Origin of the sequence: Bordetella petrii, assembly GCF_017356245.1 — a bacterium.
Taxonomy (GTDB): Bacteria; Pseudomonadota; Gammaproteobacteria; order Burkholderiales; family Burkholderiaceae_B; genus Bordetella_A; species Bordetella_A petrii_D.
In genome coordinates, this window is record NZ_JAFMZZ010000001.1 from 1,578,197 (window position 1) to 1,596,602 (window position 18,406).

Annotated in this window: 21 protein-coding genes and 3 tRNA genes; 11 read left to right on the forward strand and 13 right to left on the reverse strand. The window is 58.8% G+C overall.

What is annotated here, in order from left to right:
* Positions 1 to 10: 10 nt before the first annotated feature.
* The 5 genes from J2P76_RS07710 to J2P76_RS07730 form a co-directional block, all read right to left on the reverse strand.
* Positions 11 to 373, reverse strand: a complete 363-nt coding sequence (locus J2P76_RS07710; RefSeq protein WP_207405898.1) for a DUF2784 domain-containing protein — start codon at positions 371 to 373, stop codon at positions 11 to 13.
* 28 nt (positions 374 to 401) lie between these two features.
* Positions 402 to 1,043, reverse strand: coding sequence for a DedA family protein (locus J2P76_RS07715; RefSeq protein WP_207405900.1), 642 nt, complete (start codon positions 1,041 to 1,043; stop codon positions 402 to 404).
* Positions 1,044 to 1,102: 59 nt separating this feature from the next.
* The gene (locus tag J2P76_RS07720; protein WP_207405902.1) at positions 1,103 to 1,726 is read right to left on the reverse strand and encodes a hypothetical protein; all 624 of its coding nucleotides are present in this window, start codon (positions 1,724 to 1,726) and stop codon (positions 1,103 to 1,105) included.
* 96 nt (positions 1,727 to 1,822) lie between these two features.
* Positions 1,823 to 1,907 (reverse strand) — tRNA-Leu (locus J2P76_RS07725).
* A gap of 12 nt (positions 1,908 to 1,919) precedes the next feature.
* Positions 1,920 to 2,009 (reverse strand) — tRNA-Ser (locus J2P76_RS07730).
* A gap of 124 nt (positions 2,010 to 2,133) precedes the next feature.
* Here J2P76_RS07730 and J2P76_RS07735 point away from each other — a divergent pair.
* The 3 genes from J2P76_RS07735 (at position 2,134) to secG (ending at position 4,514) form a co-directional block, all read left to right on the forward strand.
* A complete protein-coding gene (locus J2P76_RS07735; RefSeq protein ID WP_207405904.1) occupies positions 2,134 to 3,111 on the forward strand; it encodes an NAD(P)H-quinone oxidoreductase in 978 nt (325 codons plus the stop codon).
* 96 nt (positions 3,112 to 3,207) lie between these two features.
* Positions 3,208 to 3,954, forward strand: a complete 747-nt coding sequence (gene tpiA, locus J2P76_RS07740; RefSeq protein WP_207405906.1) for a triose-phosphate isomerase — start codon at positions 3,208 to 3,210, stop codon at positions 3,952 to 3,954.
* 17 nt (positions 3,955 to 3,971) lie between these two features.
* Positions 3,972 to 4,514, forward strand: coding sequence for a preprotein translocase subunit SecG (secG, locus tag J2P76_RS07745; protein ID WP_207405909.1), 543 nt, complete (start codon positions 3,972 to 3,974; stop codon positions 4,512 to 4,514).
* A gap of 58 nt (positions 4,515 to 4,572) precedes the next feature.
* Here secG and J2P76_RS07750 read toward each other — a convergent pair whose 3' ends face one another.
* Positions 4,573 to 5,253, reverse strand: a complete 681-nt coding sequence (locus J2P76_RS07750) for an HAD family hydrolase (protein ID WP_207405910.1) — start codon at positions 5,251 to 5,253, stop codon at positions 4,573 to 4,575.
* 179 nt (positions 5,254 to 5,432) lie between these two features.
* Here J2P76_RS07750 and J2P76_RS07755 point away from each other — a divergent pair.
* The 7 genes from J2P76_RS07755 (at position 5,433) to J2P76_RS07785 (ending at position 11,070) form a co-directional block, all read left to right on the forward strand.
* A tRNA-Leu gene (locus J2P76_RS07755) sits at positions 5,433 to 5,517 on the forward strand.
* A gap of 202 nt (positions 5,518 to 5,719) precedes the next feature.
* Positions 5,720 to 7,045, forward strand: coding sequence for a tyrosine-type recombinase/integrase (locus tag J2P76_RS07760; RefSeq protein ID WP_207405913.1), 1,326 nt, complete (start codon positions 5,720 to 5,722; stop codon positions 7,043 to 7,045).
* A gap of 30 nt (positions 7,046 to 7,075) precedes the next feature.
* The gene (locus tag J2P76_RS07765; protein ID WP_207405915.1) at positions 7,076 to 7,858 is read left to right on the forward strand and encodes a hypothetical protein; all 783 of its coding nucleotides are present in this window, start codon (positions 7,076 to 7,078) and stop codon (positions 7,856 to 7,858) included.
* Between the two features lie 142 nt (positions 7,859 to 8,000).
* Complete coding sequence (locus J2P76_RS07770) at positions 8,001 to 8,270, forward strand: helix-turn-helix transcriptional regulator (protein WP_207405917.1); 270 nt, start codon at positions 8,001 to 8,003, stop codon at positions 8,268 to 8,270.
* Positions 8,263 to 8,640 carry a hypothetical protein gene (locus tag J2P76_RS07775; protein ID WP_207405918.1) on the forward strand — a complete coding sequence of 126 codons (378 nt, stop codon included), beginning with the start codon at positions 8,263 to 8,265 and terminating at the stop codon, positions 8,638 to 8,640. The genes J2P76_RS07770 and J2P76_RS07775 overlap by 8 nt, the downstream gene beginning before the upstream one ends.
* Complete coding sequence (locus J2P76_RS07780) at positions 8,640 to 9,902, forward strand: DUF3987 domain-containing protein (RefSeq protein WP_207405921.1); 1,263 nt, start codon at positions 8,640 to 8,642, stop codon at positions 9,900 to 9,902. Before J2P76_RS07775 ends, J2P76_RS07780 begins: the two co-directional genes overlap by 1 nt.
* 64 nt (positions 9,903 to 9,966) lie before the next feature.
* Complete coding sequence (locus J2P76_RS07785) at positions 9,967 to 11,070, forward strand: hypothetical protein (RefSeq protein ID WP_207405923.1); 1,104 nt, start codon at positions 9,967 to 9,969, stop codon at positions 11,068 to 11,070.
* A gap of 272 nt (positions 11,071 to 11,342) precedes the next feature.
* Here the strand turns inward: J2P76_RS07785 and J2P76_RS07790 are convergent, their stop codons facing one another.
* The 4 genes from J2P76_RS07790 to J2P76_RS07805 form a co-directional block, all read right to left on the reverse strand.
* A complete protein-coding gene (locus J2P76_RS07790) occupies positions 11,343 to 12,074 on the reverse strand; it encodes a MobA/MobL family protein (RefSeq protein ID WP_207405925.1) in 732 nt (243 codons plus the stop codon).
* 345 nt (positions 12,075 to 12,419) lie between these two features.
* Complete coding sequence (locus J2P76_RS07795; RefSeq protein ID WP_207405927.1) at positions 12,420 to 12,749, reverse strand: DUF4087 domain-containing protein; 330 nt, start codon at positions 12,747 to 12,749, stop codon at positions 12,420 to 12,422.
* 49 nt (positions 12,750 to 12,798) lie between these two features.
* Complete coding sequence (locus J2P76_RS07800) at positions 12,799 to 13,173, reverse strand: hypothetical protein (protein ID WP_207405929.1); 375 nt, start codon at positions 13,171 to 13,173, stop codon at positions 12,799 to 12,801.
* Positions 13,174 to 13,533: 360 nt separating this feature from the next.
* The gene (locus J2P76_RS07805) at positions 13,534 to 14,643 is read right to left on the reverse strand and encodes a glycosyltransferase family 4 protein (protein WP_207405931.1); all 1,110 of its coding nucleotides are present in this window, start codon (positions 14,641 to 14,643) and stop codon (positions 13,534 to 13,536) included.
* A 628-nt stretch (positions 14,644 to 15,271) separates the two neighbouring features.
* On the opposite strand from J2P76_RS07805, the gene J2P76_RS07810 reads away from it, so the two are divergent.
* Positions 15,272 to 15,625 (forward strand): helix-turn-helix domain-containing protein, encoded by a 354-nt coding sequence (locus J2P76_RS07810; protein WP_207405933.1) that lies wholly within the window; start codon positions 15,272 to 15,274, stop codon positions 15,623 to 15,625.
* 414 nt (positions 15,626 to 16,039) lie between these two features.
* Here the strand turns inward: J2P76_RS07810 and J2P76_RS07815 are convergent, their stop codons facing one another.
* The 3 genes from J2P76_RS07815 to J2P76_RS07825 all read right to left on the reverse strand — a co-directional run bounded on the left by J2P76_RS07815 (position 16,040) and on the right by J2P76_RS07825 (position 18,357).
* Positions 16,040 to 16,357, reverse strand: a complete 318-nt coding sequence (locus J2P76_RS07815) for a hypothetical protein (protein WP_207405935.1) — start codon at positions 16,355 to 16,357, stop codon at positions 16,040 to 16,042.
* A gap of 63 nt (positions 16,358 to 16,420) precedes the next feature.
* The gene (locus J2P76_RS07820) at positions 16,421 to 17,326 is read right to left on the reverse strand and encodes a hydrolase or metal-binding protein (RefSeq protein WP_207405937.1); all 906 of its coding nucleotides are present in this window, start codon (positions 17,324 to 17,326) and stop codon (positions 16,421 to 16,423) included.
* A gap of 41 nt (positions 17,327 to 17,367) precedes the next feature.
* The gene (locus tag J2P76_RS07825; protein WP_207405939.1) at positions 17,368 to 18,357 is read right to left on the reverse strand and encodes a YqaJ viral recombinase family protein; all 990 of its coding nucleotides are present in this window, start codon (positions 18,355 to 18,357) and stop codon (positions 17,368 to 17,370) included.
* Between the last annotated feature and the right edge of the window lie 49 nt (positions 18,358 to 18,406).

The following is an 18,406-nucleotide window of genomic DNA, read 5'->3' on the forward strand; positions in this document are numbered from 1 at the left end:
CGGGGCGCCGCTATTGGCGCCGGCGGCGATACACAACGGCGTAGACAGCCGCGTTGAAGGCCACCAGGGCGCCCGCCAGGGCCATCTGCATGGGCCGGGTCAGGCCGTCGGGGTAGATCAGGCCGAATACATAATGCTCGATGAAGCCGCCGGGGTAGCCGTCCTGCCCGGCCAGTTGCCGCAGCTGGTTTTCCAGTGGGGTCAGCGGACAGATCCAGCCCATGCCCATCACCGCGGCGCCCCATGCCAGGGCCGCCAGGTGCCACGGCAGCAGCCGGCGCTTGCGCAGCACCAGCAAACCGCCCAGCACCGCGAACAATATGAAGCCGGCATGGGCCAGCAGGACCAGATCGGCAAGAATGCGATAAACCATGCGCGAGGCCTTTGCCGCGCAGCGGCTGCTAGCGGTGGCGCCGCGCGCGGGCGTTTTCCGGGCGGCGCTTGCGCACCAGGGCCACCAGCAGCCCGCCGCCGAGCAGTACCGAGACCGCCGTGCCGATGATCAGGCCGATGTGCTGGCTGCCCTGCAGCGCGCCTACGCCGCGGGCCGTGATGAAGCCGGGCGCCAGCATCAGCGGCAGCCAGACCAGCGCCGACAGCACATTGGCCAGCTGGAAGCGCGCCTGGCTCATGCCCATGATGCCCGCCACGGCCGGGATCGTGGAGCGGATCGGCCCCAGGAAGCGGCCGATCAGCACCGACGCGAAGCCGTAGCGGTAGAAGAACAGCCGGGCGCGCGCTACCGCACTGCGCTGAGTAGTGAAGGGCCAGCGCCGCAGCAGGCCGGGGCCCAGCCAGCGGCCCACCCAGTACGACAGGGCATCGCCCGCCACGGCGCCGGCCAGGCCCCACGCCAGCACCGTCCAGGGCGACAGCGTGCCCGCGCCGATCAGCCCGCCGGTCAGCAGCATCAGCGCCGTGGCGGGAATGAACAGGCCCAGCACGATCAGCGATTCGCCGAGCGTCAGCAGAAAGGTGACCGGGCCGGCCCAGTCGTGGTTGGCCTGGATGAACTGGCCGATTTTGTCGAGATAGGCGTCCATGCGCGGAAAATGACTTCAGACGCCAGCCATGTTACCGCACGGCCTCCCGCTCGCCGGTGTCAGTGCCGGCCGCGCAGCATGTCGTCGCGCGCATGCTCGGCGCGCGAGGCGCCAATCGCGGTTTCCACCTGTTTCACTTCTTCCGGCGGCGGCAGCACGGCGGGCAGCCCCAGTGCCTCGATCCACAATTCGCGGGTCCATCCCTTGGTGTGATACAGGTGGTGGTCTTCGTCTTTTTCCACCGCGTCGAACGCCTGCTTCAGCACCTTCGCCTGGGTTCCGCCGGTTTTGCCGGCCAGCAGGCCGATCAGTTCCCAGTTCAGGTGGTCTTTGGTTTCGGCCAGCACCACGCATTCCGCCGCCACGATCTGCGCGGCCGCCGGGTCGCCCTGCGCCTTGGCCAGCTCTATGGCCTTGACCAGCGATTTGCCGTGGTGCGCCACGATCTCGCGCGACGGCACCTGGGCCTGGGGATCGAGCCCCAGCTGCTCAAACACGGTCAGCAGCACCTGGCGATGGGTGGTCGTCTCTTTCAGGTAACCCTGCCATTCTTCTTTCAGGTCGTCATTGGTGGCGCAGCCGATCGCCGCCTCATACACCTGCATGCCGCCCAGCTCGGTCTCCAGGGCTTGATAGAGCAGGTCGTGAGTCTGCTGCGTATTGCTGGTATGCGCTTTGGCCATTTCGCTCTCCGGGGAAGGGACGGATTGCCGTCCGGGATACTTGAGGAAAGCGCAACAGCAAGCACTGTGCCCAACGGGGAAATGCATGGCCGGGGATGGTGCACCCACCCGGAATCGAACCGGGACGCCTTGCGGCGAGAGATTTTAAGTCTCTTGCGTCTACCAATTTCGCCATGGGTGCGGGGGGGATGGCTGGCGGAAGCGGTGGGATTCGAACCCACGAAGGGCGCAAACCCTTGCCGGTTTTCAAGACCGGTGCCTTCAACCACTCGGCCACGCTTCCGTCTTGTGTCGACGGTATGGTACCGCGACGGGAAAGTCCGGGCCGTGGACGGTGACGCCGTGCGGCCGGTTTGGATATTCCGTAAAGGGCGCAATAATAATCCATTTGATCCAGGAGGCGTGACATGCGAGCTGTAGAGATAACCCAACCCGGCGGCCCCGAAGTCCTGGTGCCGGCCGATCGCCCCATGCCCGAACCGGGCGCGGGCGAAGTGCTTATCAAGGTTGCAGCCGCAGGCATCAACCGCCCCGACGTGTTCCAGCGCAAGGGCAACTACGCGCCGCCTCCGGGCGCCTCTGACCTGCCGGGCCTGGAAGTGGCCGGCGAGATCGTCGGCGGCGACGCCGCGGCCGGCGGGTTCGCGGTCGGCGACAAGGTGTGCGCCCTGGTGGCGGGCGGCGGCTACGCCGAATACTGCGTCGCCCCGGCCGCGCAGTGCCTGCCCATTCCCAAGGGCCTGTCCGAGATCGAGGCCGCCGGCCTGCCTGAAACCTATTTCACGGTCTGGAGCAATGTGTTCGACCGCGGCGCCCTGCAAGACGGCGAAACCCTGCTGGTGCACGGCGGCGCCAGCGGCATCGGCACCACGGCCATCCAGCTGGCCCGCGCCCTGGGCAACACCGTCTACGCCACCGTGGGCAGCGACGAGCGCGCCCGCGCGGTCGAGGCGCTGGGCGCCGCGCGCGGCATCAACTACAAGACGCAGGATTTCGTGCAAGAGGTGCGCGACGCCACCGGCGGCGCCGGCGTCAATGTCATCCTGGACATGGTGGCGGGCGAATACATCAACCGCAACATGAAATGCCTGGCCGACGACGGCCGCATCGTGGTCATCGCCCTGCTGGGCGGCGCCCGCGCCGAGGTGGACTGCAATCAGATATTGCGCCGCCGCCTGACCCTGACCGGCTCCACCCTGCGCCCGCGCCCGGTGGCCTTCAAGGGCGCCATCGCCCAGGCCCTGCGCCAGCGCGTGTGGCCCCTGCTGGAACAGGGCGCCATCAAGCCCATCGTGCACGCCACCTTCCCCCTGGAGCAGGCGGCCGCGGCCCACGCCATGATGGAAGCCGGCGAAAACATCGGCAAGATCATCCTGACGGTGTAACAGCGGGGTCGGCGGGGCAGCGTATTTCCTGGTAAACAGGATACAATCTTGGGTTTGACCCGGATTTTGTCCGGGCCGACCCTACCGTGTTGCGCCATGACCTCTGTTGAAAACCGCGCCCGCCTTGTGCTGGGCAACTGGAAGATGCACGGCAGCCTGGCCGAGAACGCCGCGCTGCTCGACGCGCTGCGCGCGGCCGACCCGGCCTCGCACTGCGAAATCGGCGTCTGCGTGCCGTTCCCGTACCTGGCCCAGGCCGCGTCGGCCCTGAACGGCAGCGCCGTGTCCTGGGGCGCGCAAGACATCAGCGCGCACGCCAAGGGCGCCTACACCGGCGAAGTCTCGGGCGCCATGCTGAACGAATTCGGCTGCCGCTGGGCTCTGGCGGGCCACTCTGAACGCCGCAGCCTGCACGGCGAAACCGACCAGGCCGTGGCCGACAAGGCCCGCGCCGCGCTCGACGCAGGCCTGACGCCGGTGGTGTGCGTGGGCGAGTCCCTGGCCGAACGCGAGGGCGGCAACACCCTGGGCGTCATCGAGCGCCAGCTCGAGCCCATCCTGGCCCTGGGCGCCGACGCGCTGGCGCGCATGGTGCTGGCCTACGAACCCGTCTGGGCCATCGGCACCGGCCGCACGGCCACGCCCGAGCAGGCCCAGGAAGTCCATGGCGCCATCCGTGTCGCCCTGCGCGGCCTGGGCGCCGGCCAGGTGCGCGTGCTGTACGGCGGCAGCGTCAAGGCCGCCAATGCGGCCACCTTGTTTGCCATGCCCGACATCGACGGCGCCCTGGTGGGCGGCGCATCGCTGGTGGCCGAAGAATTCTTGCGCATCGCCGCACCCTAAGTTTCCCGGAGTCTTCAATGTCTATGACCCTTACCGCTTTACTGGTCGTGCAGGTGCTGTCCGCCCTGGCGATCATCGTCCTGGTCCTGCTGCAGCAGGGCAAGGGCGCCGACATGGGCTCGGCTTTCGGCAGCGGTTCCGCCGGCAGCCTGTTCGGCGCCACCGGGGCGGCCAACTTCCTGTCGCGCACCACCAAGTGGGCCGCCGTGGTGTTCTTTGCCAGCACCCTGGGCCTGGCCTACGTCAGCCACAAGGGCTCGGCGCCCAGCGGCTCGGTCGAGTCGGGCGTGATGCAGAACTTCCCGGCCGACCGCTCGGTGCCGCAAGTGCCGGGCGCAGCCAACGGCGGCGGCTCGTCTGTGCCGCAAAGCACGCCGGCCCAGCCCGACGCCTCGGTGCCGCAAGTTCCGGCGCCGGCCGCCCAGCCGCAACCCGAATCCAAGCCGGCCGACGTGCCGTCCGCCCCGGCCGCGCAGCCGCCCGCCGACAAGCCGGCGGAACAGCCCGCCGAAAAGCCGGCCGCCCCGGCCCAGCCGGAAGCGCCCAAGCCGGCTCAATAGCCGCGCTTCGTCAGCCGTACTTGAAAACCCGCAGGGCCTGCCGGCCTTGCGGGTTTTTTCATGCCGCCTGCGCCAGCAGCGCGGGCAGTGCGCGCATGTCATGGAACACCTGGGCCACGCCGGCCCGCAGCAAGGCCCGGGTGCTGTCGTGGCCGGGGCCGCCCGGGCTGTAGCCAAACACGGTCGCGCCCGCGGCCACGCCGGCGGTCGCCCCGGTTACCGTGTCTTCCACCACCGCGCATCGTTCCGGCGCCACGCCCAGGGCATCGGCCGCCGCCAGGTAGACATCGGGCGCGGGCTTGTTGCGGGGCAGGGCCTGGCCGCTGAAGAACCGCCCCGCAAAGTAGTCGTACACGCCCACCTTGCGCAGCTGCAGTTCGATCTTGGCCAGGTCGGCGCCCGACGCCACCGCGATGCGCCCGCCCAGCAGGCCATGCAGCGCCTGCACCGCCTGCGGCGCGCCGGCAATGGCTTGCAGGTCTTGTTCCAGGGCCTGGTTGCGCCGGGCGCGGAATTCCGCCTGCCATTCGGCAGTCAGGGCAAAGCCGGTGCGCGCCTGGATCAGGGGCGCCTCGTCCTGGACAGTCTTGCCGACGAAGATGCGCAGCGCATCGTCTGGCGTGATCGGCCAGCCCAGCTCGCCCAGCATGGCGGCCAGCACGCGCGCCGTGATGGGCTCTGAATCGACCAGCACGCCATCGCAATCGAACAGTACGGCCTGGAAACGTAAAACAGTCATGAGGGTACGCGTCTGAAAAAAGTGACAGACCGCGTAGTGTAAAGAGCCGGGCGCCTGCCGCAGGACAGCAGCGAGGTGGTTGGGCCGGGCAATCGTGATAGAATATCGGACTTTGCTGGGGTAGCCCGAAGTGCCGGGCAGCCTTGGCAGGCAGGCGCGGCAAGCGCCTGATGCACCCAGCCGACGTGGTGGAATTGGTAGACACGCTATCTTGAGGGGGTAGTGGCGAAAGCTGTGCGAGTTCGAGTCTCGCCGTCGGCACCAAGAAATAATCCAAGTATGTCTTGGGAGGCTTAAAAGGCCCGTAAGAATCAGTGCCTTACGGGCTTTTTTGCGTCTGAGATGTCCATAGGATTCCGGTCAAATCCTGTTGGATCCGCTGTTTTTGGGTATGCTCTTGAGTACGTTTTTATTAACCTACTCAAATCGGTCTCGCTCTTGCAAGGCCTTCTACTCAAAACATACTATGCCCAGGCTTGCCAAGCAGTTGACCGCTCTTGCCGTGGAGAAAGCCCGGCCAAAGGAGGTAGCCTATAACTTGGCCAGCGGCAACGGCCTCTACCTTTGTGTCGCAATCAGCGGGTCGAAATCTTGGATGGTGCGTTACCGTCTGTTAGATGGCAGGCAGCGGACGATTGTGATCGGCGCATACCCAATGATGAGCTTGGCCGATGCCAAGATAAGGGCCGAGGAAATCCATCTTGCTGCCAGGACTGGAAAGCCCATCAAAGGTCTGCGTGCAGAGGTCAAAGCCGCCAAATCCAAGCTCACCCAGGACGAATTGGCAGCTCAAGAGATTGCAGAAGACATACGAAAGCACTCCTTCAACTTTCTGTCGGAAGCGTGGTTGGAGGTGAGAAAGGTTGGTTGGGCCGATGAAAGCTACCGCAAAGCAAAGTACGTTGTTCGTCAGTACTTACAGCCCAGGATTGGTGCGCTCGATATGCGCACTTTGCGCACTCGTGACGTGACTGACCCACTTCGAGATCTCGCGGCTAAGGCTCCGAGCCTGGCTAAGAAGGCTGTTCAATACCTTAATGGGGTCGTGGAGCACTGCATTTTGGAAGGTATACGCGATGATGATCAAGTGTTGCGCCTGCGTGGTGTTCTGCCTAGTCACAGAGGTGGGCATATCCCGGCAGTAACTCGAGAACAGAATATTGGCCCGCTAATGCGGGCCATTTATGCTTACGAAGGTCACGTGGTGCGTTATGCGTTACTACTAGCCGCCTGGACGGCATTGCGACCAGGCGTGATCGCAAGTGCTCGTTGGTGCGAGATCGACCTAGAAAAGGCTGAGTGGCACATCTCGGGTATGGAGACGGATGGGCGGCGGCGAATGAAGACAGGCAATGACCACATTGTGAGCTTACCCGCCCAGGCTGTGGCGATGCTAAGCGATATGCAGAAGTACTCAGCGGGAGCAGAGTACGTGTTTCCGCCAGTCGGAAAAATGAACAATGCTCACTTACACCGAGACGCGCTTTCACGAGCGCTGCGCCTAATGGGCTTTGCGGGTCAGCATAGTACACATGGCTTTCGGGCAATGCTGCGCACGGTGGCTAGAGAGCGGCTTGGGGTGGATTTCGACGTACTAGAGGCGCAGCTCGCCCACGCTAAACGGGATGAGATTCAGGCGGCCTATGATCGCACGCGATTTGATGACGAACGCCGAGCAGCGATGCAGCGGTGGGCGGATTACTTGGATGAGCAGGTGGAGGTATGGCTGGCGACGCGGACAATGCGGAGTTCTGGCAATAAGGCGGTTCATACTTCAGCGATATCGGAATGAAAAACGCATTCGCCCGAAAAGGGAAATCAAGTGGAATTAGAAGACTTGGGTCTGTCTGAAGAGCAGATGGCAGAGCTTTCTTACTATGGATTGAATGAACAGAACCTGCGAGGCGCGATAGCAAATCCCGCCAATCAACTATGGTTGAAAGGTAAGCATCCATCATTCGTAGAGCGATGGCGATTATCCTTGCGCAGACTCTATGCTTGCTACAAGGCCATTTACCCTAAGGCTCATCCAGAGGAGTTTAAAAGTGTCTTGGCCGCTGTTGCAGCTCAAGATCTAGTCTTGGATGACCCTCTTACGATTCCCTATCAGGTGGCGTCAATGGAAGACAGGGAGAAGGGATGTGAATGGGTTTTGAACAATACGTCTCATGCTGTTGTCTTGATCTCCAGCGCGTATTTGCTGCGCGCCTTGAAATCAATTGACGAATGTCAATGGGCGGACCTTGCTGACGCAAACTACTGGTGCGGCGCTGCCATGATGCAATCAAACAGCTCGAGTCCAGATTACGAAAAATTGGTACATAGAAAAATTGCAGAGAAGGGGGCGCAAGCAAGAGACAAGAAATATGCTCCCTTAAGAGAGCTGGCGTGGGGTTTGGCAAGAGAGAAGCGCCCCAAGGTGCAGGGGTGGCCTTCTAGGAGGCAGGCAGTGTTCGCCGTCATGGAGGAGGTGTTGGAGGAGGCTCGAAAAAGGAACACACCTCTTAGCGAGGACAACGCATTCGCTACTATTGATGGGTGGCTTGCGAAAATGCCCAAGGTTCACGAGCTTTTTCCCAAGCGAAGCAAGAAATCTGCTGAATGACGTTACCCGGTTTGCCGGCAAACCAACTAGATTGGCTGGCAAGCATGGCGTGTTATCTAGCAGCCCAGCTATCAGGGATTTCTCGTCTCCAAGATCATTCGCAGCATACCGGTATGTTCCGGTGTTTTCTTGGAGAAGCCAGATGGCTGATCACGTTAAAGCAATGCTCATAAAGCGCCAGGAAGTTGAGGCGCTGACTCAGCTCGGTCGTTCTTCGCTGTATGCCAAGCTGAATCCCAAAGACGCCAACCACGACCCCAGTTTTCCTGTTCCGGTGAGGGTGGGCGCCACGGCTGTGCGTTGGGTAGCCTCTGAAGTTGACGCTTGGATTCTGTCTCGTCCTCGGACGCGCCTTTTCTCGGCGAATGATGGTGTCATTTTTCCCGATCAACGTGAGGTGAGCCATGGCTAAGCTTATCGCCGATGCTCCTAAAGTCGATGTTGACGCGATCAAGGCGGCGCTTGCTGTGCTTGAGTCACCCAAGGCTAAGAAAATCCGGGAGCGGGCCGTGCACTTCTCGCAGCTCTACGATCTGATCCAAGACCTACTCGACAGGAGCGTTCCGAAACGGGCCATTCTTGATTCGCTTGCGGAGCACGGCGTGAAAGTCACATACGTTGAGTTTGCCGAACTCCTTAAGATTGAAGCGCAGAAGCGTGATGAGTCTATATCTGGCAAGGGTATCCAAGCAGCTGCAGCTGACTCGGTACCGAGTCCTAAGGCCGACCAGGCCAAGTCGACGTCTCAGTATGGTCAGGCCCCTGGCGAGGGGAGGGCGTAATGGACTTCAGTCAATACAAAACCCCGCTCCCGATTTGCCCCGATAATGCGCTGCCCGGCCTGCTCGGTCAGCTCGTGTCGGAGCGCAGTATGGGCTCCAGCCACGAACGTGCATTGGCAACCGGCATGCTGAACGCGGTGGTATCCCACGCCGCTGCGGTGCACGCGCGCCATCGCACCATCGATGGCGACATTGCCCCAGGCACAACGTTCTCGATCGTCGATAGCCCGACTGGTAGTGGCAGTTCAAAACACCTGCGCGCGTTGTTGCTGCCGTTCAACCAGACCGATGACCCATGGCTGACCGACGATATCACCGTGCAGACCTTCCCCAAGTTGTTGGAGAAATCGCCGATGCTGGGCCAAATCTGTGATGAGGGCGACCAGGCTCTCGTCGGAATGAACAGCAGAGTTATCGGTGCCTATTGCAAGGCGTGGACGGGTGACCCTCTGCGCGTTGACCGCGTGTCCACGGGCAAAGCCGTGGCAAGGCAGGTCATGTTCACGCTGTTGCTGCTTACCCATCCGGAAACTCTCCAAGACTTCCGCTCGGGCCATGCCAAAAATATGCGCGCCAGCGGTTTTGAGCCGCGTGTCCTCTATACCGTGGTTGATATCCCGCCGATGGACCACTTCCCGGCGCCACCGTTGGAAATCGCCTACGCGAAATACCAGGCACGCATTAAGGACATGCTGGAAACCTCAGTGCAGTTCGTCAATCAGGATGTGGAAAACGCTCCGGTGCAGAGCTTCTCACCCGCAGCCACGCGCGTTCTTCATGGTGTCCGCATGCGCTGCATGCAGGCCAGCCAACCCGGAGGGCCGCTGGCGCCGTCCCGTGATTACGTCGCCAAGATCGTCGCCAACATACAGCGCCTGGCCTCCAGTTGGCACGCCTTCAATGGTTGCGTAGGTGACATATCTTCCGAGTATGTCGAGCGGGCCGATTATCTGTGCGCCTATCACTTGGACGTCTACCGAGCGATGACTTGGACGCCGCCGATTTTGCCCCAGGTGGAGCAGGATGCACAGGCACTGGAAGCCGCCTTGTGGTCGCGTGCCCATGCAACCGGCCAGTTTTGGATGCCCGAGCGTGAGGTCATCACTTACGCACCGAACATCCATCTGACCAAGGCGCGCGCCAAGTGCGCGTTGGAGCTGTTGTGCTGGTATCGCCGAGCGCAGTTGGTTGTTCGAAAAATTGGGCGCAGGGACGTGTGCTGCATCGAGCTGTTGCCTCGGCAGCCTTTCCCGCTCCGCTAACCTACAAGAGCCCCACACCCTCGGCCCTGGAACGGCCGAGGCCCAGCACGGGGAAGAGAAGAATATGCCCAAAAAAACAACAACCCTTCATATTCCGGGCCAAGCCGAGTACACAGAACGCAGCGTTAATGCGCTTACCTTTGAAGATGGCACTGACGTGCGGCTCGGCCAGGAGTTGTCCCATCTCAATACCTTGGACAAATTTGCGCGCCTGCTGATGCGCAAAGATTCCGAATCGCTCTTTGAAATCGTGACCAGTAAGCACGGGCACAAGGTCGCTAAAGCCAAGACCGGTTTGGCAGAATATTTCCCGCTACTGCCCGTCTGTGTCACGGTCTATCCTGCCGAACTGGAATACGCACCCCATATTGGAGCGGTGTTAGATGCTTACCATCGTTACGGCATTGGTAGTCTGCCCCTAGGCCGCCCCTCCAAGCCGTGGGCTACTGGGCTAGACGAGGCCGATTGCCTCACCGCTTACGCCCGGGATGTGCGGGCAGAGATGATCAAGAACGATATTGCACGTCTGACTGCGAATTGGGATAGGAGGGGAACCAAGAACCATCTGCGCGTGCAACGCTATATGGCACGCCAACTTGAATGCACACCTGACCTGTCTGCTGTGTTCTTGGAGTTGACCCATCATCGTGATTCTGTAGAGACCGAGCGCATCATACGCTTGGCGAAAACGATGGACTGCTCCCTCCAGACTTCTCCGAGTCTAGACATCTACCGTGCGTTGCAAAACGACGCCGTTCAGTTCTTTCAGAAACTGCGCTGCGACGTCGATGTGACTGATTACATGGTAGGTCACGTTTGGTCTTTGGAGCGTTCACTGTACGACATGCCACGGCTTAAGATGGCTCTACTTTTTGACGGCAGCGGGGTGCGTCAGAGCGACCAGCTGAGCGAGTTGCTTGGCAGACTCTGGACCGACGTCGCGACTGTCCATCGTGGTGCGTACCGGGTTCTACGGCACATAGGTCCGGTCGGCCTGAACTCGGCTACCTGCCCTTTTGGCACCGCCAGGAACGTCCGTCGCGGGGCCCTGATGAAGACATTGGGTCACATGGCCATGCATGAGCGCTACTGCCGCTTCAAGGCCGCCATGCCTGGCAAAAGCTTCGGCACTGGCCGTATGCCACCTGACCCGGGTTGGGTTACCTAAGCTGCCGCTGCATTGTCTCTCGAGAGGTGAGCATCGAGTTGCCAAGTGGTGCTGCCGAAATAGTTCCAATTGGCTCCTGGCGTGGGTTTCGGGGCAATTCTTGCAGTTCGATTGTTTGCTCGCTCCCCCTGTCTCAAGCGGGTCCCCTCCTGTCGGGGTTGGGCTAGGTGGGGTCCCTGATCGAGCCGCCACCGCAGCGTACAACGCGAAATTTTTCCATTCTTTGGATCGGGAATATTCACGGAAAGTTAACGTGGTCGATGCGGTATCAATTATCTCTCTTCAGTACTTTTCGGCGCAGTCTGACGTGCTTCGACAAGCTGTTCCTTTTCCTCTTTTTTCATGCCGCGCACGCGCGCAGGGCCAAGGTGACGCTCTGGTTCACGCTCTACGCCTTGATCTTTCAGGGATCGGTGGTCAACGCGCGCGTCGTGACCAGCGGCGGCTAGTGCCGCGTTCTGCAATTCAGCACAAAGCCGGCGCGTTTCAATCAGCTCATCGCGCAGGGCGAGCTTGTTCCGGCCACCGCTGTCCTTTCTGCGACCACCACGCTCGGGATGCTTGGGGTTGTAGCGTTTGAAGGTCTTTTCTTCTGAACGTTCAATACCATCATCCGAACGATCGGACAGCATGATGTGCACATGTGTATTCTTTATGGCCCCATCAATCGCAGCGTTCGGACCATGGATAGCGAATTGGAAAGGTTTGCTGCCCACCATTTGCTTGACTACGTTGTTCACGAGCGCAGTTTGCTCGGAGCTTTTCAGTTCTCCTGGCAATGCAATTTCCAGTTCTCGATATGCGGAACCGTTGTTGCGTTCGTGCGTATCACTTGCTGCCCAAAATTTTGCGGGATCGCCTGCTGCCCACTTGGGTAGATTGCCATGACTGGTCGCAACGAGGTCACCGCGCTGTGCATGACTGCCTTGACGGGTGATGTATCGAGCATGCTCTTTCGCGGTGCCCTTTTTGCCACGCTTGATGGAAAAGTGGAATGATGCCATTTTGATATATACGTACTATCTTGTTTTGAAAATAAAAAAGCCAGCGTTATTGGCTGGCCACCTATACTTGAAGTACCTGGTCTCAGATATTCAAGAGAAACGGGAAGTGCGCGTCTGATAATTCCCCTTTACTACGTCATGATCCAAGTATTCAATAAGAGATATCAACACTGGCACTACTCGCTCCTCATATATATCTAATGCTCATAGTAAAAAATTACCGTATAGAGGAGTTAAGGGCATGCAGCTAAGAATATCTCTGAGACGTTGACCTCAATAAAAAATAAGTAAGCAACACACCAGGGAGATCCCAATTAGAGATCTCCCTGTATGTTCCAGCGTGTGCTACTTCAATGCCTCATCTGCTTTGCAGATCTTGTACTGCAAGACTTTTCCACCGTAGATCGTGGTGATACGGCGGGTTACGGAATCGGTGTCGACCACCAAGCATCCGCATGCCTCTTGTTTGTTGATGGGTGGCATATATTGTTCAAAGCCACTAGCAGCCTCGGTCATTGTCGCGATGGTCCAATTGCCATCCTTGTCGGTGAGTGACATGCCGGAGGGCATATCATTCTCAATCCACCCGCAGCGTGTTTCTTTGGCGAAAGCGCTTATAGGAACAATAGTTAGCGCCGTGATGAGAGTGACAGCAAAAGGAACTTTTTGCAACATGAGCCTCAGCTTGATTTAAACGATGTCTTGTTGCTGACGAGAGCCTTTGTTAACGTCCAAACGTAAACACGTAACTTCCTTCACTGGTTTCTATCTCTGCTTCTCGGATAGAGCAAAGCCCTTCTTTTATGCTGATAAAAATCTCTACACTTTGTCCATATTGAAGTAAGGCGGGTAGCCCTTTGATAGATCCGTGCTGATCAACAACCGCATGGCAATTGCCTCGATTCACGATCAAATCTTCAACCTGCAGGTCGTTTGTCAGTGCGGTAATTCTTAGAGAAGGAATCGGAGTGTTGAAAATTGGATCGGGTCGATAAAGGCGCTCCACTTCAAAAGTGGGCTCGTCTGCATGTGACGGGTTTGACAGGAAAAGCATACCGATTGCAACGGAACAATGGATAGCTTTGTTTTTGACGAACATATAAATTCAATAAGAATGGTTGGAATCCGGTGTTTCTTTTCGCTTTCGACAGCTCAGCGCGAAACGCGCTCCACCATAGTTCTCTTCAAGCCATATTCAGACTCCACTAGCCGATTCATAGCTGTGACGGCAGGAGTAATCATCAGATCACCAATGGTGCATTGCGAAGATGGTGGCAGCGGCCGATCGGTGCTCTCAGCCATGCAGCGGGTTACGGCATACGCAAGCGAACATCCCCGCCATTCAACGGCTTTTGCCTTTGTTGTCGTAGTTGTCGAGCACGAGATAGAGAATGAGGAATACCAAATATCTACTTTGTTATCTGTTTGCGTTCTGAGATTTGGAAGATCTTCGAGCAAATCAGGCGCTCTGAGAGAGCCATCTGTAATACCAATGCTCCGTGGCCTCAGCCATATGTTCGACAGAAAACCGAACATCGTTCCTGATCTTTGTGCGTGCTGCGTGTCCCATGCTCGTTCGCAAGCTCTGATTATCGACAAGCATGCGTAGCGCATCCGCTAGCAGACGGTTGTCGCCTAGCGGCACCAGAAAACCATTCGACCCATTTTCAACAATTTCGGACACGCCACCGACGTCCGTTCCGATTAGAGGCAACCCTAGTGCGCCCGCTTCGATATAAGAGGTCCCCAGTGCTTCATTCTGCGTTGCGAGAGCAAAAATATTGAACCCGGCCAGGACGTTCGCGATATCGTCACGCTGCCCCAATAAATGGATTCTGTCGTTGAGACCCTCTCTTCTCACCATCTCTTTGAGCTTGGTTAGTAAGGGTTCCCCGCGCCCGGCAATTACTAGATGAAGCTTGGGACGAGTTCGAAGCAGCGGAATTGTCGCGGCGATCAGGTCGGCATGGCCTTTCTTCTCTCGCATATGGCCGACCGAGCCAATAATGATGTCGTCATCAGACAACCTGAGTTCCGTGCGCAGGGTTGAAGCTTGAACAGCATCCGGCAGGTTGATCGCTGTCATCACCGTGGCGACCTTGTCAGTGTGAACGCCTCGACTCACCAGCAGATCCCTGACATGTTCACTGATCGCTATGACCCGATGGGGCAGGCCTGTATAGGAAATGAGCGAGCCTGGCGGTATAGCCAAGTGGCGTGTACGGACAATTAGCGGCGTCTTCGCAAAGCGGCCCGCCGTAGCCGCCGCCATCGTGTCTGTGCGGCTATGGGTGTTCAGAACGTCGATCTCTCCTGCTCTCAATATCCGTGCGATCTGTGTGGCAGCGGTGATGGAGTTCTTCAGTCCCGCCATCGGAATTACATGAACTCGAAATCCCTCCGACTCCATGCGCGAGATCAATGTGGCCCCAGACTGGCATACAAGCTCCAGGTGATGGCCTCGCTCTCGCATTGCCAGCATCTCCTTGAATACGCGGTGTTCCTGACCTCCAAAAGTCATTGCAGCCTCTGTGTGCAGGATACGCAGCGGCTTCCCACATTTAGTCATGGGTGTGTCCACCCTTGTGGTTTTCTAACCCAAGCTGGTCTGGATCGTTCCAACGTCGGCCCAGGAAGACTAGATATGCCTCTAGGTACTGGTTTTCTTCAGGGTTGAGAAGGCGAGCGCCATGGCCCGTGCAGTCCGCTTGACTTTCGGCTGCATGAATCCGCCCATCCAGCCATATTCGGATGCTGCCTGATCTGGAAAGGTCAAACTTTGCATTTTTATTGGAGAGACGCTCCAGTGATTCTGGTGGCACAAGCGTCTTGACCAAGTAATTCTCGTCAGGCGTCGCGGGGGTAGCTATCTGGAGGCAGGAGGAATCCAGGGGATTGCTCACCTCGAGCAGGCACGGTGCTCTGCCTGTAGACGGGCAATAGAACAGTGCTTCAAGAGTCGGAAGGTTCATTCGAGATGGATGCCGTTATGGTGGTAGTAACCCGTTCGCCGTGGTCGTGCAGGTTGGAGCAGAGCCTGAGGGGCGGCGTGCTCGTTTGCGTGGCGGGGACTAGCGCTCGTCAGTGTTGTCAAAATTCAGCCCAAATTTACGACTTTTTAGGTTGATACTCAACCTAAGAAGCCCTTCATCTGAATCGGTCGTCCCTCGACTATCTAGGTCGGTTCCGGAGGGCATATGGGCAAATCTGACGCGGATGGGCTGGCAGAGGTCGTGGGCAAGGCGATAGCGAAGCGCCGGGTTGCGTGCGAACTGACCCAAGAGCAAGTAGCGGAGCGGCTAGGGATAGGCGTGGAGGCGGTGTCTCGCATTGAGCGAGGTGTAGCGTTGCCGACCGTGGTGCGCCTGAGTGAGCTGGCCGAAATCTTTAAGTGCAATATTGCCGAGCTCGTCACCGAGACGAGTTCACGGGCAGCGGATCAGGCCGTCCATTTGACTGGATTGTTGTCCAAACTGGGCAGCGCGGATCGGGCACTGGTGGTCGAGATCGTGGAAACATTGACAGCCAGGCTGGGAAAGTCGCGGGCCTAACCTGACTGAAAGGCACGAGGCGTCTTTCAGGAAGACGTTGGACAGATGATTGCCGGGCCCGGCTTCGGTGACAGCCCGAATGACGGCTCAGTGCAGTTATCTTATTTTTGCTTTGAGTCGTATCTTCAGGCCGTTCTTGGCCTAGCAGTCGCAACTGCTTGTGGCGTCTCAGCATGTTTCTCAGGAAAGAATTCCTCTATCACTGTCGGCACGTCGTCCACAGATTTCCCAAACGCGCCATTGGCAAAGCCTAGGTGCATAGCGGCGCGGGTCTTGCCGGCCGTGGTCACCTTCAGGCCCGGCGTGGCGGCCAGGTCGCCGGCTAGCTTTCGGGCCGCGGCGAGGTCGATATCGTAGGCGCGGATCTCGGAGACGCCGAGCAGGTGATGAAATGCCAGCGCCTGGCGATGTACTTTAGCCTCCTCTGACGGCCACCTGGTCACTGTCTGCCAACAGAATAATCGTTTCCGAGCGGCTCGCCGCAGTAATGATCCAGATAGTCTTCCCCGTGGGAAGGCGATAACTCGACCAGACGCGCATTCCGAGAACCAAGGCGATCTCATTCTGCAAGGCATCCTGCTCGGTCACGTCTCCCCAGTCGCCATGCAAGTGCCGGTAGAGCAGTGGTACCCCCTCTTCCTTGGGTGAGTCGAGAGCATCTGATGCTGCTTGAGTAATAAGGACCTTTCCCAGCGAAAGACGCGGAACGGCACTTTTCTTGAATAGGGACATTTCAAATTCCAAATAAAAAGGCCCAACGAAAATTGCGTTGAGCCTGTATACGTGAACCGAACTTCAATGTGTGTCGCTAGTCTTCGCTTTGAGTTTGGCAACTAAGTTAGTCTTGGAAGGCAGCGGGTCAGGCGGTAGGATGGATGTCTCTCGAAGCGCTGTCGAAAGGTCGTCTGGGAAAAACTCCTCAACCACAGCAGGCACATCCTCCGCCGATTCCTCGAACGCGCCATTGGCGAACCCCAGGTGTGCAGCCTTGTCGAGCGCATCTTGATCAAAACCCGCCTCTTGTCGCTGGACATTGAGCCGTTGCGCATCCTGAATGGCCTCGGCCAATGTCATGCCATGGCCGATAACCAGATCGACGTAATAGATGGCGGTGCGAAGGCTCTGCGTGGTGGATTTGCCGCGTAGGCGCAATTCCAACGGCATGCACGCCAGCAAACCGCCTGATACCGCGTGGAAGTAGCGCATGCGCGCCGCAAGGGTACGAATGGAATTGTAGGAAGTTGTGCGCAGGACGAAAACGCCCAGTTCATCCTGATCCCCTATGGTGACGTAAAGTCGTCCATAGGGCTTGCATTCCCGGTTGTGAAAGCCGCAGCCATCCGGGGTGTAGCACGGGAGCGTTTGCATGCCTTCGTCAGTGTTGCGGCGGCAAATCTCGCCGTCGCCCACGCAGATTGGCCGGCCATCCTCCCGATCAAAGTAGGAATAGTCGGCCCGCAGATTCAGATCGGGATCATTGAAGGGCAGCATGATATTGATCGCTCGCAGCTTGTCGCCGCCGCGCAGTTTGCGCTGTGCGTCGTCCAGGGGATGTAGCAACCAACCATCCCGAGTTTGCACTTGGGTTGTGATTGTGAATTGATCATCTTTTTCGGGCAGCCGCTTGCCGTGCTTCTCGACAACTCGGCCAATGGAAATACGTCCGACTATGGGCGGCGTGATCGCTAAGCCTTTCAGCATGGTCTTGCTCCTGTGTGAAAAGGTTTATATGCCGGTTGATATCAATCGAGAATGCGAAAGCGTCGGCTTCCCGGCCTGGTAGTGACATATTCCAGCGCTAGCCGCGGGTGGTTCAGCAGCAGACGATCCACGTCGAAGTGACTGCTGTCTTTGCTACGTCGAAAGCTGATTCTCCCTGTCTCGAAACGGGCTTCGGAGGCATCTCCCATCGCCTGCAGCAGGGTTTGCTTGAATTTCTCGGCCTGCGTCTCCTTGGCCTTGATGTCGGCACGTAGTGCAACCAGATCGGCAAAGGTGGTCGAGAGGCCCCTGTCGTCGCTGAAATCCACCGTGGAGGAATTGCCCTGATACAGGCAGCGCAAGGCCAGTTCCGCTGATTCCGAGCCGTCGGCCGGTGGCGGCGTGTCGGTGGTAACGTATTTCCAGAACTGGGCTTCCAGTTCGATCAGCCGGGCAATGAGTTCATCATCGCGCTGTATGCGGTGGACTTCCAACCGTTGGCCGCACAGAAGCACGACCACGTCGGCAGCCTGCTTGCCAGTGACAGCCAACTGGTGTTGCACCTGGAGCTGGGCATATTCGGGCACACCTTCTTTCCAGAGTCTCGCGCCGAACTCACCCGCTGTCTTGCATTCCAGAATTTGCACGCCCGGAGCGGCGATGACTTCCCGGTCGAGGTTGGCCAACATGAAAGGAACCTCAGGGTGCTGCAGTACGGCATTGACCTTGCGCACTTTGCGTCCGGTCTGGTGGGTGTAGGCTGCCGCCACGATAGGCTCCAGCAGCGTGCCCCAATGGATAGGTTCCGTGGTGTCCTTCGGGCCGGGCTTGGGCAGATCGGCATCCCGCCCTGTTTTTTCCATCCACAATTCGAGTTGGCTCTTGTAGGGAGACAGACCTACGGCAGCGGCAGCATCCGAGCCGCCGATGCCGGTCTTGCGCACTTCCAGCCAGTCGGCGCGCTCGATCTTGCGGGTATCAATCAATCGCAATGCTGGGCGCGTCTCTGAGCGTTGTTTGGGCAATGCCATTTTCAAATCTCCAGAAGGCACAAAGCCCGCCACTGCGTAGCAGCAGTGG

Bases quoted from the DNA above. Each gene is read 5' to 3' on its own strand.
- J2P76_RS07710 (WP_207405898.1), bottom strand. From the start codon at position 373: ATGGTTTATCGCATTCTTGCCGATCTGGTCCTGCTGGCCCATGCCGGC.
- J2P76_RS07715 (WP_207405900.1), bottom strand. From the start codon at position 1,043: ATGGACGCCTATCTCGACAAAATCGGCCAGTTCATCCAGGCCAACCAC.
- J2P76_RS07720 (WP_207405902.1), bottom strand. From the start codon at position 1,726: ATGGCCAAAGCGCATACCAGCAATACGCAGCAGACTCACGACCTGCTC.
- J2P76_RS07735 (WP_207405904.1), top strand. From the start codon at position 2,134: ATGCGAGCTGTAGAGATAACCCAACCCGGCGGCCCCGAAGTCCTGGTG.
- tpiA (WP_207405906.1), top strand. From the start codon at position 3,208: ATGACCTCTGTTGAAAACCGCGCCCGCCTTGTGCTGGGCAACTGGAAG.
- secG (WP_207405909.1), top strand. From the start codon at position 3,972: ATGTCTATGACCCTTACCGCTTTACTGGTCGTGCAGGTGCTGTCCGCC.
- J2P76_RS07750 (WP_207405910.1), bottom strand. From the start codon at position 5,253: ATGACTGTTTTACGTTTCCAGGCCGTACTGTTCGATTGCGATGGCGTG.
- J2P76_RS07760 (WP_207405913.1), top strand. From the start codon at position 5,720: ATGCCCAGGCTTGCCAAGCAGTTGACCGCTCTTGCCGTGGAGAAAGCC.
- J2P76_RS07770 (WP_207405917.1), top strand. From the start codon at position 8,001: ATGGCTGATCACGTTAAAGCAATGCTCATAAAGCGCCAGGAAGTTGAG.
- J2P76_RS07775 (WP_207405918.1), top strand. From the start codon at position 8,263: ATGGCTAAGCTTATCGCCGATGCTCCTAAAGTCGATGTTGACGCGATC.
- J2P76_RS07780 (WP_207405921.1), top strand. From the start codon at position 8,640: ATGGACTTCAGTCAATACAAAACCCCGCTCCCGATTTGCCCCGATAAT.
- J2P76_RS07785 (WP_207405923.1), top strand. From the start codon at position 9,967: ATGCCCAAAAAAACAACAACCCTTCATATTCCGGGCCAAGCCGAGTAC.
- J2P76_RS07790 (WP_207405925.1), bottom strand. From the start codon at position 12,074: ATGGCATCATTCCACTTTTCCATCAAGCGTGGCAAAAAGGGCACCGCG.
- J2P76_RS07795 (WP_207405927.1), bottom strand. From the start codon at position 12,749: ATGTTGCAAAAAGTTCCTTTTGCTGTCACTCTCATCACGGCGCTAACT.
- J2P76_RS07800 (WP_207405929.1), bottom strand. From the start codon at position 13,173: ATGTTCGTCAAAAACAAAGCTATCCATTGTTCCGTTGCAATCGGTATG.
- J2P76_RS07805 (WP_207405931.1), bottom strand. From the start codon at position 14,643: ATGACTAAATGTGGGAAGCCGCTGCGTATCCTGCACACAGAGGCTGCA.
- J2P76_RS07810 (WP_207405933.1), top strand. From the start codon at position 15,272: ATGGGCAAATCTGACGCGGATGGGCTGGCAGAGGTCGTGGGCAAGGCG.
- J2P76_RS07815 (WP_207405935.1), bottom strand. From the start codon at position 16,357: ATGTCCCTATTCAAGAAAAGTGCCGTTCCGCGTCTTTCGCTGGGAAAG.
- J2P76_RS07820 (WP_207405937.1), bottom strand. From the start codon at position 17,326: ATGCTGAAAGGCTTAGCGATCACGCCGCCCATAGTCGGACGTATTTCC.
- J2P76_RS07825 (WP_207405939.1), bottom strand. From the start codon at position 18,357: ATGGCATTGCCCAAACAACGCTCAGAGACGCGCCCAGCATTGCGATTG.